We start from the raw sequence: 12,036 nt of genomic DNA, 5'->3' as shown, positions 1-12,036 counted from the left end.
CTACCGGCGCCTGTCGCGCAACCAGAGGGAGGTCAACGCCGCACACGCCCGCCGACGCGGGCCGGGTGAGCGGGTCAACGCCGAGCTGAAGAACTGGAAGGTTCTGCGCAAGATCAGATCCTGCCCGGCCCGGGCCGCCGAGCTCGTCGCCGCAGTTCAGACCCTCATGATCGCCAACGGATGATCAGGTTGGCAAAGGCTCACTGCCCGACCTGGTTCTGGGAGTCGCGGTAGGCGCTGATGACAGTGTCGACGACCGTGTACTCCCACTGGTCCTGATCCACTGGATAACGCTAGCCAGGACGCTCGTGGAGCGATAGACACTCAGTTAGTCACTCGGGCCAGCCACACCCGGCAAAGAAAAAGACCAGGACCGGGGTCCTGGCCTGGTGAAGAAGGGTGGAGCTGAGGGGATTCGAACCCCTGACCCCTTGACTGCCAGTCAAGTGCGCTACCAGCTGCGCCACAGCCCCTTGCGACATGAAGAACACTACACGGGCCGGTTTCCGGCCCGGAAAGGGGGGTGCCCTTCCGGAGCCGATACCTGCCGTCGGCCCCGTGCAGCCCCCTGACGTCGGACGACGGCGACGACGTGCTCGCCGCGCTCGGCGGCGCCCTTGCGGCCGTCGACCGGCTCGACCGGGACCGGGTGGGCGTCCTCGGCGGGTCCTGCGGCGGCCGCCTCACCTCGTGGCCGGCCGCCACCACTCCGCCCGGTTCGCCGCCGCGTGCAGCGAGCGGGCGGTGGGCAACCTGGAGTCGCTGGACCGGAGCTCCGACGCCGCCGGGTGGTTCGGCCACGAGCTGGGCCGCTCGCTGCTGGACGCGCCGGAGGGGTACCGGCGGATGTCCCCGCTGCACCACGTCCGCGGCATCGACGTGCCGATGCCGATCCTGCACTCCGAGGACGATCTGCGGTGCCCGGTCGAGCAGGCCGACGCGCTGTTCGCCGCGGTGCGGTTGCTCGGGCGGCCGGTGGAGCACTGGCGGTTCCCGGAGGAGAGCCACGGGATGTCGCGCGACGGGTCGCCGCGCCACCGCGTCCAGCGGGCGCAGATCATCCTCGACTTCGTCGGCCGGCACCTGGGCGGGCGCAGGCCGGAGGAGGTCCCCGCCGGCTGAGCTGCGACGCTCAGCCGGCCCGGCTGCGCCCGTCCTCGTCGTCGCCCAGGTCCTCGATGTCGACACCCTGGTCGTCGGTCTCCGGGCCGACGGACCGCGGCGCGCCGTCGACGGCCCGGACCGGCTCGCCGACGGGCTCGCGCAGCCGTCGCAGGGCGGGGTCGTCGACCCAGAACTCGTCGAACCCGTGCTCGGCGAACCGGTCGGCGACGCGGTGGATCGCGATGTCGTGGCGCACGTAGAGGTGCGCGAGCAGCACCGCGGCCGGGTCGTCGGTGTAGAGGCCCCAGGTGCGGTCGGCGGTGAGCCCCCCGATCACGGCCTGGTCGCGGTCCGCGACGACGATGAGCATCCGCCGGCCGAGGTTGTCCTCGACCGCCGACGGGGCCGAGTAGCGGTGCTCGGTGTGCCAGCCGACCGGGTCGTCGTCGGCGCCGAAGACGACCGTGGCCACGTCGACGCCGTGCTCCTCGGCCCGGCGGATCGTGGGCTTGAGCGCCTCGACGTCCTCCGGCCAGCCGAGCACGTACAGCTCCGAGCGGGCCGCGGCGGCGACGTCCTCGGCCCGTTCGAGCAGCATCCGGCGCTCGGTCAGCGAGTGCACCAGCCGCACCTGCGGTGGCGCGGTCAGCCGCGGGATCTCGTTCTGCAGGATGCCCAGCGTGCGGTCGAAGTCGCGGCGCATCCGCTCCAGCAGCGTCGCGGGCGGCAGCGGGACGTAGCCGGTGCCGTCGGCGGCCCGCACCTCGAACGCCGCGCCGCGGCCGACGAGCTTGCCCAGCGTCTCGTAGACGGTGCTGCGCGGCACCCCCGACCGCTTCGCCACCTCGTAGCCGTTGACCGCCTCGCCCGCGCTGACCAGCGCCACGTAGGCCTTGGCCTCGTAGCCCGACAAGCCCAGTCGCTGCAGCTCTTCCGTCACCCGCCGTACGGCCATTGCGAGATCATCTCACTCATTTCGGCACCGTCCCGCGACGTGGTGCCGCGGCCCCGTCGCGCACGACGGTCTCCCTATGATCGGTTGCGGACGACGGATTGATACGTCCGGATCCGCACCATCATCACAATCGAGGACCCGGAGCGCGCGCCACACCGGCCCGCATCGCCGCGTCCGCCTCGCGCAGGATCTCGCGCATCGCCGCTCCGGCACCCGCCGGGTCACCGGACCGGACGGCGTCGGCGACGTCGCGGTGCAGCCGGATCGCGTCGGGCTCCGGACGGCTGGGCATCAGGTGGTGCCGGGTGCGCCCGGCCAGCACCTCGGCGACGACGTCGCCCAGCGCGGCCACCATCTCGTTGCCCGAGGCCGCGAGCAGCGTGCGGTGGAACACGACGTCGGCCTCCAGGTAGGCCAGCAGATCCCCGGACCGACCGTGCACGGTCATGTCCATCACCGCGCCGACGAGCGCACCGCACTGCTCGGGAGTGGCCCGGTCGGCGGCCAGCTCCGCGGCCAGCGGCTCCACCCCGCAGCGCAGCTCGGACAGCGACCGCAGCTGCTCGTCGCGGCCGGGACCGTCCAGCCGCCAGCGGATCACCCGCGGGTCGTGCACGTTCCACTGCTCCCGCGGGGCGACCGTCGTGCCGACCCGGCGCCTGCTGCGCACCAGGCCCATCGACTCCAGCACGCGCACGGCCTCCCGGACGACGGTGCGCGACACGCCGTAGCGCGCGACCAGCTCCTCGGCCCGCAGGACCTCACCCGCCCCGATGGTCCCCGCGGCGATCGCGGTACCGAGCCGGTCCAGGACGTCCCCGTGCAGACCCTCCGTTGCGCCACCCACGACCCGAATCGTGCCACTCCACAGGCTCGACGACGCGATACGGCATACCTGAACCGATTCGGTATTGAAAAAGTACTACTAATAACTCACTCTGGTCCCCACAACGGTCCGGGTACTCCCGGTCCGCGTGCCGATGCCGCCACACCCGTGAGGAGCCGATGCAGTGACGCAACAGCCGGCGACACAGCAGCCACCACCCCACCCGCTCGTCGTCGTGATGGGGGTGTCCGGCTCCGGGAAGTCCACCGTCGGCGCCGCCCTCGCCGACGCCCTCGGTGTCCCCTTCACCGACTCCGACGGCCTGCACCCGGCCGCGAACGTCGCGAAGATGACCCAGGGGATCCCGCTCACCGACGCCGACCGCGAGCCCTGGCTCGACGCCGTCGGCGCCCGGCTGGCCGAGCACACCGGCACCGGGCTCGTCGTCGCCTGCTCGGCGCTGCGCCGCGCCTACCGCGACCGGCTGCGCTCGCACGCGCCGTCGACGGTGTTCGTGCACCTGTCCGGCGACGCCGCCGTGCTCGCCGAGCGCATGGGCGGGCGCTCCGGGCACTTCATGCCGACCGCGCTGCTCGACTCCCAGCTGGCCACCCTGGAGCCGCCGGCCGCCGACGAGGCCGGGACGACGCTGGACATCCGCCGGCCGGTCGACGAGATCGTCGCGGGCGCCGTCGCCGTCACCGGGCCGGAGGTGGCCCCGCGATGACGCTGCACCCCGCACTCGTCCTGGCCGCGGAGCAGGCCCAGCCGGTCGCCTCCGCCGGTCGCCTGGTGACCGCCGCGCTGGTGGGCATCGTGGCGCTGGTCCTGCTGATCACGCAGTTCTCGCTGCACCCGTTCCTCGCACTGACCATCGGCTCGCTGCTCGTCGCGGGCGTGGCGGGTATGTCGATGGGCGACGCCGTGGAGGCCTTCTCCGACGGCTTCGGCTCCACCGCCGCGAGCGTCGGCACGCTGATCGCGCTGGGCGCGATGTTCGGCAAGCTGCTCGCCGACTCCGGCGGTGCCGACCGGCTGGTCGACACGATCGTCTCCCGCTCCGGCCCGCGGACGCTGCCGTGGTCGATGGCCGCCGTCGGCGCACTGATCGGCCTGCCGATGTTCTTCGAGATCGGCCTGGTCATCCTGATGCCGGTCATCTTCCTGGTCGCGCGCCGCGCCCAGGTCTCGCTGATCGCCGTCGGCATCCCGGCGCTGGCCGGGCTCTCCGCCATGCACGGCCTGGTCCCGCCGCACCCCGGCCCGCTCGCCGCGATCGGCATCCTCGACGCCGACCTGGGCATCACCCTGGTCCTCGGCGTGCTCGTGTCGATCCCGGTCGTCGTCCTGGCCGGGCCGCTGTTCGCCAAGGTCGCGGCCCGCTGGGTCGACGTGTCCCCGCCGGCGCTCTTCGAGTCCCGGGTCGCGGCCGGGAGCAGCACCGCGTCCGGCGGATCGGCCGGCGCCACCACCGGCACCGACCCGGCCAGCGGCTCCGGCAGCGACGCCGGCAGCGACGCCGCCGTCGATCGCGACGCCCCGGACGGCGGGCCCACCCGGCGCCCCGGGTTCGCCGCCACCCTGCTCACCGTGCTGCTGCCGGTCGTGCTGATGATGGGCAAGGCGGTCGGCGACATCGCCGCACCCGAGGGCAACCCGGTGCGCGCCGCGCTGGACTTCGTCGGCACCCCGCTGGTCGCGCTGCTGCTCTCGGTGCTGGTCGCGATGGTCACCCTCGGCACCGGATCCGGCATGAACCGCGCCGGGATCATGGGCTCGCTGGAGAGGTCGCTGCCCGCCATCGCCGGGATCGTGCTGATCGTCGCCGCGGGCGGCGGGTTCAAGCAGACCCTGGTCGACACCGGGATCGGCGCGATGATCGCCGGCTGGGCCACCGGCGCCGGCATCTCCGCGCTGCTCCTGGGCTGGCTGGTCGCGGTGGCGATCCGGCTCGCGACCGGGTCGGCGACCGTCGCGACGGTGACCGCCGCGGGCATCCTCGTCCCGCTGCTGCCGACGCTCGACCCGACCCAGACCTCGCTGCTGGTACTGGCGATCGGCGCGGGCTCGCTGTTCTTCTCCCACGTCAACGACGCCGGGTTCTGGCTGGTCAAGGAGTACTTCGGGCTCACCGTCGGCCAGAACATCAAGACCTGGTCGATCATGGAGACCGTCATCTCGGTCTCCGGCCTGGTCCTGGTGCTGGTGATCGACCTGGTGATCTGACCCCGCTCAGACGACGACGCCGGCCCGGGTCGCCGGGTCGGCGCCGGTCGTCCGGCCCGGCCCGGCGACGTCGCGGGCGGTGCGGGCCAGGCGCCGCACCGCCTCGGCCGTCACCGGCCCGGGGTGGGTGAAGGGCACCCGCAAGCGGTCGGTGAACGCGTGCCCGGCCCCGAACCGCGGGCCGGGCGCCAGCACCAGGCCGTGCCGCGGGGCGGCCGCGGTCAGCGCCGTCGAGACGTGCGCACCGAGGTCGCACCACAGCGCCAGCCCGCCGTCGGGGACGGTGAAGCGCCAGTCCGGCAGGGCCGCGGCGAGCTCGGCGACCAGCAGGTCGCGCCGGGTGCGCAGCACCCCGACCCGTTCGGCCCGCAGCACGTCGAGCCGCTCCAGCACCTCGACGGCGACGAGCTGCTCCAGCACCGGCAACGCCAGCTGGGCGCGGGCCAGCCGTCGTCGCATCCGGGCGGCGCGCTCGCGGCCGGCCCGGATCCAGCCGATCCGCAGCCCGCCCCAGGCGATCTTGCTCAGCCCGCCGACGGTGACGACGTCGTCGGGACCGGCGGCGTGCGCGGCGCAGGGCAGCGGCCCCGTGGCGCCCTCGCGCAGGTCCAGCTCGGCGAAGGTCTCGTCGACCAGGGCGACCGTGCCCTGGCGGGCGAGGCGCTGCACGAGCCGGGCGCGGGCGTCGTCGTCGAGGAGGCGGCCGGTGGGGTTCTGAAAGTCCGCCATCAGGTACGCGACCCGCGCCGCGGTCTGCCGGGCGGCCCGCGGCAGCACGGTCTGCGGGGTCGCGTCGGCGCCGTCCGCCGCCACCGGGACGGCGACCGCCCCCGCGTCGGCGACGACGTCGAGCGCCGACGGGTAGGTGGGGTGCTCGACGAGCACCCGGTCGCCGGGCCCGGCCAGCTCGGCGACGACGATCCCGATCGCCTGCAGCGCCCCGCCGGTCACGACGACCTGCTCCGGCCCGGTCGGGAGCCCCCGGGCGGTGAACCGGTCGGCGATCGCGGCCCGCAGCGCGGGCAGGCCGTCCGGGCCGTAGCCGTGTCCGGCCAGGTCCGCGGCACCCCGTTCGACGGCGCGGGCGACCAGGTCGGGCAGCACCGCGGGCGCGGCGGGCGCGGCGTGGGCGAGGTCGATCGTGCCGCGGTCCACCGGCCCGGGCGCCCAGACCCCGTCGACGCCCCCGGTGCGGTCCGGGAGCCGCACCCAGGTGCCCGCCCCGTGCCGGGCGTCGGCCCAGCCGTCGTCGCGCAGGTCGCGGTAGGCGCGGGCGACGGTGACCCGGCTGACGCCCAGCGCCTCGCCCAGCGCCCGCTCGGCCGGCAGCCGGGTACCCGACGGCAGCCTGCCGTCACCGGTCAGCACCCGCACGGCGTCGGCCAGCACCCGGTACGCCGGGCCGCGCCCGCCGTGGACGTCACCGCACAGCGCGGCGAGGCGCTCCGCCCCGATCCCCTGTGTCATTCCCGATCCACTTCCGCTCGAGTGGCACGGTGACGACAGGCCACCGAGAGGGGCAGCATGCCATCTCGTGACGATCGACAGCTCCCGCTGGTCGCTGCGGATGCCGCGGCGCACCCGGCGGCTCACCCAGCTCGTGGCCGGCCTGGTCGCCTACGCGGTCTCGATGGCGCTGATGATGCGCGCGGCCCTCGGCTCGATGCCGTGGGACGTGTTCCACCAGGGCGTCGCCGGCCGTACGGCCCTGTCGGTGGGCGCGGTGACCGTGGTCGTCGCGGTCGGGGTGCTCCTGCTGTGGATCCCGCTGCGGGAACGACCGGGGCTGGGGACGGTGGCGAACGTCGTCGTCATCGGGGCCACGGTGGACACCGCGCTCGCGGTGCTGCCCGCCCCGGAGGCGCTGTGGCTGCGGACGGCGTACGCCGTCGCCGGGATCGTGCTGAACGCGGCGGCGACGGCGGCCTACATCGGGGTCGGGCTGGGGCCGGGCCCGCGGGACGGGCTGATGACCGGGCTCGCGGCCCGCACCGGCCTGTCGGTGCGGCTGGTGCGGACCGCGATCGAGGTGACGGTCGTGCTCGTCGGGTGGGCGCTCGGCGGTGTCTTCGGCCCGGTGACGGTGGTCTATGCACTCGCCGTCGGGCCGCTGGTGCAGTGGTTCCTGCCGCGCTTCACCGTGGGTGCGGTCAGCCCGTCACCTTCGACAGCCAGTCCCCGTTGCTCAGATCCATCTTGACCCCGTTCACCATCACCGTCGGGGTCCCGAAGCGGCCGCCGGGCGCCACCGCCGGGTCGGCGACGGCCGCCTTGGTCGCGTCGGCGATCGCCTGGGTGTTCGCCTGGCGGGTGACGCAGCCCGCGAAGTCGCCCTTGGCCCCCAGTTCGGTGCCGAGCGCGGTCAGCTCCTGCACCGTCCTGCCGGCACTGCCCTCGGCGGGCTGGTCGGCGTACAGGCGGGAGTGGTAGGCGGGGAAGATCCCGGCGTCGGCGGCGCACAGCGCGGCGTTGCCGGCGCGGGTCGAATAGCCGGGCGGGGCCGAGCGCTCGTCGAGGATCACGACGTGGTGGTAGTTGATCTTCGCCTTGCCCTCGTTCACCGCGGTGGTGAGCTGGTTCCCGACGCTGCTCTCCAGCTGTCTGCAGGCGGGGCAGAGGTAGTCCTCGTAGAGGTCGACGGTCACCGGGGCCGCCTGGTTCCCGGCCTTCACGACGACGCCGTCGCGGGTCACCGGGTAGGTCGCGACGGTCGCCTTCTGGTAGTTCTGGTACAGCACGTAGACGCCCGTGGCCAGGGCGATGACCAGCACGAGCGCGCCGATCCCGAGGTTGCGACCGAGCCCGCTCGAGGTGCGTGCGGTGCTGATCCCCGCCGCCTGCAGCCGGGCCTGCGCGGCCTGCCGGCGCTCGCGCTCGCTCTGTCCCATCAGTGCTCCTCCGTCGCGTCCGCCGGCGCCCGCCGGTCGTGGTCGTGTGCCGCGGCCCGGTCCCCGCGCCCGTCGAGGGAGAACAGCGTCCGCGGGCGCACCGTCAGGTACACCGCGGCCGCGACGAAGGCGAGGTCGCGCAGCAGGGCCGGGCCGTAGCCGGTGTCGTCGGGGTCGACCGGTCCGCCACCGCCGAAGCAGCCGCAGTCGATCGCCAGCCCGCGCGCCCACGCCTGCACCAGACCGGCGACGAACGCGAGCAGCAGCACGGTGCCCACCACCGCGGCGAGCCGGGTGGCGAGGCCCGCGAGCAGCAGCAGGCCGAGTGCGATCTCCAGCGGCGGCAGCAGGGTCGCGACCGGCACGACGAGCGCGTCCGGCAGCACCCGGTAGGCGGCGACGGCGACGGCCGTGGTGAACGGCTCGGACAGCTTCACCGCCCCCGACACCAGCCAGACCGCGGCCAGCCCCAGCCGCAGCACGGTGCCCAGCACGTCGAGCGGGCGGCCTGCGGTCACGACCGGGGAGCCTAGCGAGCCCGCCGGTTCAGAACTCCTCGCGGGCGGACTCCTGCTCCAGCAGCGCGTCGAGATCGGTCAGCCGCTTCATCGTGGCGACGGCGCGGGCGGTGCGGTTGTTGCCCGCCAGCATCTCCTCGTGGCGGTGCACGAACTGCCAGTAGCCCGCGGTGAAGGGGCAGGCCTTCTCCCCCACCCGCACCTTCGGGTCGAACGCGCAGCCCGAGCACAGGTCGGTCATCCGGTCGATGTAGGCGCCGCCGGAGGCGTAGGGCTTGGTGGCCATCCGGCCGCCGTCGGCGTGCTGGCTCATCCCGATCACGTTGGCGGGCATCACCCAGGCGAACCCGTCGACGAACGCCGTCGCGAACCAGTCGTTGAGCTCCGCCGGCCGGTAGCCACGCTGCATGGCGTGGTTGCCGAGGATCATCAGGCGCGGGATGTGGTGGGTCCAGCCGCGGTCGCGGACCCCGCCCAGGGCGTGCGACAGGCAGTTCGCGGTGACGGCGTCGGCGTCCAGGTCGGTCCACCAGTCCGGCAGCGGGGTGCGGGCCCGCAGGTGGTTGCGACGCGTGTAGCCGCGCCCGAAGCGCCAGTACAGCTGCCAGACGTACTCCCGCCAGCCGAGGATCTGCCGGACGAACCCCTCGACGCTGGACAGCCGCGCGTCCCCGTCGTGGTAGGCCTGCTCGGCGGCGTGCACCGCCTCCAGCGGGTGCAGCGCGCCCAGGTTCATCGGCACCGACAGCAGCGAGTGCGCCATGGCCCAGTCCTGCTCCAGCACCGCGTCCTCGTACGGGCCGAAGGTGTCGAGGCGGTGCCGGACGAAGTGCCGCAGCGCCCGGGTGGCCTCCTCGTGGGTGACGGCGAAGCGGCGCGGCCCGTCGTTGCCGACCGTGGGGTACCCGGCCGCGTCGAGGTCGGCGCGGACCTGCTCGTCGATCCCGTCCTCGCGGGGTTTCCAGGGCGCCTTCACCTCCAGGCGCTCGGCGCCCTTCGGCGGGGACTCGCGGTTGTCGTGGTCGTAGTTCCACTTCCCGCCGACGGGCTTCTCGCCGTCCATGAGCACGGAGAACCGCTCGCGCTGGGCGCGGTAGAACTCCTCCATCCGGAAGGTCTCGCGGTCGCCGGCCCAGTCGTCGAACTCGTCCTTGCCCAGCGCGAAGGTCGGGGTGGGCCGGACCTCGGTGACCAGCCCCTCCTTCACGAACCGGCGCACCATGTCCGAGGCCGGGAACGACGTGGGCTGGTGCACCACCACCGGGCGGCCGACCTGCTCCAGCGCCTCGCGGTAGGTGTCGGTGCGCAGATAGGTGGCCCGGTCGCCGAGCTGCTCGGCGAGGTGGCGCATCCCGGACAGCACCAGGTGCAGCTTCTGGCGGTGGTGGCGACGCCGGCCCAGCGCCCGGGTGGACTCGACGATCACGATCTCGCGGCCGGCGAACTCCTCGGTGTCCCACACGTGCGGGCCGAGCTGGTCGGCGAACAGCCAGAGCGGAGCCGTGTCATCGGACGACATCGGCCCAGTGTCGGGGTGGTCGCGCGGCGCCGCGCGGCGAGCGGCGGCGGCCTACTGTTGCATCCGTGAACGATCCGGAGCTGGAGGCGGAACTCGCCGACCACCACCACGACCACTCCCACCGTGACATCTCCGGCGGCTGGCTGCGCGCGGCCACCTTCGGCGCGATGGACGGCCTGGTCACCACGATCGCACTGGTCGCGGGTGTCGGGGGCGGCGGGGCGGGCCGGGACGTCATCGTGCTCAGCGGGCTCGCGGGTGTCGTCGCGGGGGCGTTCTCGATGGCGCTCGGCGAGTTCGCCTCGGTCGGCACCCAGAACGACGCCCTCGACGCCGAGGCGGCCGTCGAGCGCCGTGAGCTGGCCCAGCACCCCCGCGCCGAGCAGCACGAGCTGGCCGCCCGGTTCCGGGAGATGGGCCTGTCCGAGCAGACCGCCGACGCCGTGTCCCGGGAGGTGCACCGCGACCCCGAGCTGGCGCTGCGGATGCACATCAGCCAGGAGCTGGGGGTCAGCCTGGACGACAAGCCGTCGCCGTGGGTGGCGGCGGTGTCGTCGTTCGCCGCGTTCGCGGTCGGCGGGCTGATCCCGCTGATCACGTTCCTGCTCGGCTACGGCTCGCTCGCGCTCGGCCTCGCCGTCGGCGGCGTCGGCCTGCTCGCCGCGGGGGCGCTGACCTCGCGGTTCACCTCCCGGTCGTGGTGGTCGGCGGCGCTGCGCCAGCTGGCGTTCGGCGCCATCGCCGCCGGCGCCACGTACCTGGTCGGCATGCTGATCGGCGTCAGCGCCGCCTGAGGGTCAGTCCTCCACACTGATCACCCGGGCCGGGCACACGTGCTCGGCCTCCTTCACCGCGTCCCGGTCGCCCTCGGCGGGCGAGTCGGTCAGCAGCGCGACGATCCCGTCGTCGTCCTGGTCGAAGACGTCGGGCGCGGTCACGACACACTGGCCGGCCCCGATGCACAGTTCCTTGTCCACGATCACGCGCATGGCCATCAGAATGCCACCGGCAGCGCGTGCACGCCGTAGACGGCCATGTCGTCGCGGAACGGGATCTCCGAGTCCGGCACGGTGGCCCGCAGTCCCGGGAGGCGTCGCAGCAGCGCCGGGTGGGCGATCTGCAGGTCCGGACGGGCCAGCGGCTTCCCCGGGCACTGGTGCACCCCCGAGCCCGAACGTGAGGTGCCGGTTCGTCCCGCGGGACACGTCGACCTCGTCGGGGTGCGACCACGGGGCTCGCGGTCGGCGGCCTCGGCGGCGAGCACAACGCCCTGCTCGCCCGCCCGGACCGTGACCCCGCCGATCTCCCGGTCCTCGGTCGCGACCCGGCGACGGCCGATGTGGGTCACGGTCAGGACCCGCGGCAGCTCGGATGCGGGCGAGCTCCGCGGGCGGGTCGATGGGGTCGGTCACGGCGGTCGTCGGCTTCGCTCCCACCAGGAGAGGTCAGCAAGGCTCGGTTCCATCGCGACGATCCTCGGCAGAAACAGGAACGGCCCCGTCCCGGGGTCGGGACGGGGCCGCTGGGCGGTGGAGGTGCCGGGAATCGAACCCGGGTCCTCCGTCGGTTCACGAGGGCTTCTCCGTGCGCAGTCCGCTCTGTCTCTACTCGGATCCACCGGTCACGCGAACAAGCCGGTGTGACGATCCCAGCCGCTGTGGGATGTCCCCTGCGGTTCCGCGGCCGAACCGCAGGGTGAGTCCCCTGAATGATGTCGGGACCCGGAGCGGGGACGCCTCCGGCCCGACAGCCCCTACCTGAGAATCAGGCAGCGAGCGCGTAAGCGCTCTGGGCAGTGCGACTGTTGTCGGCACTTATTTTTTTGCGACGCATGGTTAACGAGATCATCGTCGCCTTCCTCGGCACGCTTCACCTCGATCAACGATCGGAGTCGAAACCGTTCACCCCCTGGTCGGGTCCCGGAGGACCCGCAGTCCACCTGCACTCCGCACGGACGTACCCGGGCGGACGCACAGCATAACGCCCCGCGCCCGCCCGAT

14 protein-coding genes, 1 tRNA gene and 1 other RNA gene are annotated in these 12,036 nt (G+C 73.7%); 6 read left to right on the top strand and 10 right to left on the bottom strand.

Going from position 1 to position 12,036, the window contains the following annotated elements:
• A partial coding sequence (locus WHI96_RS25695) for a transposase family protein (RefSeq protein ID WP_349302461.1) occupies nucleotides 1-184 on the top strand: 184 nt, incomplete at its 5' end.
• Between the two features lie 216 nt (nucleotides 185-400).
• On the opposite strand, the gene WHI96_RS25690 is transcribed toward WHI96_RS25695, so the two are convergent.
• Nucleotides 401-473, bottom strand: a tRNA-Ala gene (locus tag WHI96_RS25690).
• A 217-nt stretch (nucleotides 474-690) separates the two neighbouring features.
• Here WHI96_RS25690 and WHI96_RS25685 point away from each other — a divergent pair.
• On the top strand, nucleotides 691-1,122 hold the full coding sequence (locus WHI96_RS25685; protein WP_345651678.1) for an alpha/beta hydrolase family protein: 432 nt from the start codon (nucleotides 691-693) through the stop codon (nucleotides 1,120-1,122).
• A 10-nt stretch (nucleotides 1,123-1,132) separates the two neighbouring features.
• Here WHI96_RS25685 and WHI96_RS25680 read toward each other — a convergent pair whose 3' ends face one another.
• Nucleotides 1,133-2,044: a TrmB family transcriptional regulator gene (locus WHI96_RS25680; protein WP_251785582.1), complete on the bottom strand. Its 912-nt coding sequence runs from the start codon at nucleotides 2,042-2,044 to the stop codon at nucleotides 1,133-1,135.
• A 139-nt stretch (nucleotides 2,045-2,183) separates the two neighbouring features.
• Nucleotides 2,184-2,906: a FadR/GntR family transcriptional regulator gene (locus WHI96_RS25675; RefSeq protein WP_251785583.1), complete on the bottom strand. Its 723-nt coding sequence runs from the start codon at nucleotides 2,904-2,906 to the stop codon at nucleotides 2,184-2,186.
• 217 nt (nucleotides 2,907-3,123) lie between these two features.
• Between WHI96_RS25675 and WHI96_RS25670 the strand changes: the two genes are divergently transcribed.
• Together WHI96_RS25670 and WHI96_RS25665 are read left to right on the top strand one after the other, a co-directional pair.
• Nucleotides 3,124-3,612, top strand: a complete 489-nt coding sequence (locus tag WHI96_RS25670) for a gluconokinase (protein ID WP_425571694.1) — start codon at nucleotides 3,124-3,126, stop codon at nucleotides 3,610-3,612.
• Nucleotides 3,609-5,111 (top strand): GntT/GntP/DsdX family permease, encoded by a 1,503-nt coding sequence (locus WHI96_RS25665; RefSeq protein WP_345651666.1) that lies wholly within the window; start codon nucleotides 3,609-3,611, stop codon nucleotides 5,109-5,111. The genes WHI96_RS25670 and WHI96_RS25665 overlap by 4 nt, the downstream gene beginning before the upstream one ends.
• A 6-nt stretch (nucleotides 5,112-5,117) precedes the next feature.
• Here WHI96_RS25665 and yczR read toward each other — a convergent pair whose 3' ends face one another.
• Nucleotides 5,118-6,578 carry a MocR-like transcription factor YczR gene (gene yczR, locus WHI96_RS25660; protein WP_345651663.1) on the bottom strand — a complete coding sequence of 487 codons (1,461 nt, stop codon included), beginning with the start codon at nucleotides 6,576-6,578 and terminating at the stop codon, nucleotides 5,118-5,120.
• Nucleotides 6,579-6,678: 100 nt separating this feature from the next.
• On the opposite strand from yczR, the gene yczE reads away from it, so the two are divergent.
• Nucleotides 6,679-7,311: a membrane protein YczE gene (yczE, locus tag WHI96_RS25655; RefSeq protein WP_405421580.1), complete on the top strand. Its 633-nt coding sequence runs from the start codon at nucleotides 6,679-6,681 to the stop codon at nucleotides 7,309-7,311.
• Here yczE and WHI96_RS25650 read toward each other — a convergent pair.
• The 3 genes from WHI96_RS25650 to WHI96_RS25640 are packed head-to-tail and all read right to left on the bottom strand — an operon-like array spanning nucleotide 7,262 to nucleotide 10,036.
• On the bottom strand, nucleotides 7,262-7,999 hold the full coding sequence (locus WHI96_RS25650) for a DsbA family protein (protein WP_345651658.1): 738 nt from the start codon (nucleotides 7,997-7,999) through the stop codon (nucleotides 7,262-7,264). The two genes, yczE and WHI96_RS25650, sit on opposite strands and share 50 nt — an antisense overlap.
• Nucleotides 7,999-8,517: a MauE/DoxX family redox-associated membrane protein gene (locus WHI96_RS25645; protein ID WP_345651656.1), complete on the bottom strand. Its 519-nt coding sequence runs from the start codon at nucleotides 8,515-8,517 to the stop codon at nucleotides 7,999-8,001. The genes WHI96_RS25650 and WHI96_RS25645 overlap by 1 nt, the downstream gene beginning before the upstream one ends.
• A gap of 28 nt (nucleotides 8,518-8,545) precedes the next feature.
• Complete coding sequence (locus WHI96_RS25640) at nucleotides 8,546-10,036, bottom strand: cryptochrome/photolyase family protein (RefSeq protein WP_345651653.1); 1,491 nt, start codon at nucleotides 10,034-10,036, stop codon at nucleotides 8,546-8,548.
• Between the two features lie 65 nt (nucleotides 10,037-10,101).
• Between WHI96_RS25640 and WHI96_RS25635 the strand changes: the two genes are divergently transcribed.
• Entirely contained in the window at nucleotides 10,102-10,830 is a 729-nt protein-coding gene (locus tag WHI96_RS25635) for a VIT1/CCC1 transporter family protein (protein ID WP_345651651.1), read from the top strand.
• Between the two features lie 3 nt (nucleotides 10,831-10,833).
• Here WHI96_RS25635 and WHI96_RS25630 read toward each other — a convergent pair whose 3' ends face one another.
• The 3 genes from WHI96_RS25630 to ssrA all read right to left on the bottom strand — a co-directional run bounded on the left by WHI96_RS25630 (nucleotide 10,834) and on the right by ssrA (nucleotide 11,945).
• Nucleotides 10,834-11,025: a ferredoxin gene (locus WHI96_RS25630; protein ID WP_208819900.1), complete on the bottom strand. Its 192-nt coding sequence runs from the start codon at nucleotides 11,023-11,025 to the stop codon at nucleotides 10,834-10,836.
• Nucleotides 11,026-11,030: 5 nt separating this feature from the next.
• Nucleotides 11,031-11,384, bottom strand: coding sequence for a cytochrome P450 family protein (locus WHI96_RS25625; RefSeq protein WP_345651644.1), 354 nt, complete (start codon nucleotides 11,382-11,384; stop codon nucleotides 11,031-11,033).
• 179 nt (nucleotides 11,385-11,563) lie between these two features.
• Nucleotides 11,564-11,945, bottom strand: a transfer-messenger RNA (tmRNA) gene (ssrA, locus tag WHI96_RS25620).
• Between the last annotated feature and the right edge of the window lie 91 nt (nucleotides 11,946-12,036).

This window comes from Pseudonocardia tropica, assembly GCF_040105315.1.
Classification (GTDB): Bacteria; Actinomycetota; Actinomycetes; order Mycobacteriales; family Pseudonocardiaceae; genus Pseudonocardia; species Pseudonocardia alni.
The sequence above is the reverse complement of the archived record's forward strand: the minus strand, read 5'-3'. Positions and strand labels throughout refer to the sequence as shown.

Bases quoted from the DNA above. Each gene is read 5' to 3' on its own strand.
- WHI96_RS25670 (WP_425571694.1), top strand. From the start codon at position 3,124: ATGGGGGTGTCCGGCTCCGGGAAGTCCACCGTCGGCGCCGCCCTCGCC.
- WHI96_RS25665 (WP_345651666.1), top strand. From the start codon at position 3,609: ATGACGCTGCACCCCGCACTCGTCCTGGCCGCGGAGCAGGCCCAGCCG.
- yczR (WP_345651663.1), bottom strand. From the start codon at position 6,578: ATGACACAGGGGATCGGGGCGGAGCGCCTCGCCGCGCTGTGCGGTGAC.
- yczE (WP_405421580.1), top strand. From the start codon at position 6,679: ATGCCGCGGCGCACCCGGCGGCTCACCCAGCTCGTGGCCGGCCTGGTC.
- WHI96_RS25650 (WP_345651658.1), bottom strand. From the start codon at position 7,999: ATGGGACAGAGCGAGCGCGAGCGCCGGCAGGCCGCGCAGGCCCGGCTG.
- WHI96_RS25640 (WP_345651653.1), bottom strand. From the start codon at position 10,036: ATGTCGTCCGATGACACGGCTCCGCTCTGGCTGTTCGCCGACCAGCTC.
- WHI96_RS25630 (WP_208819900.1), bottom strand. From the start codon at position 11,025: ATGCGCGTGATCGTGGACAAGGAACTGTGCATCGGGGCCGGCCAGTGT.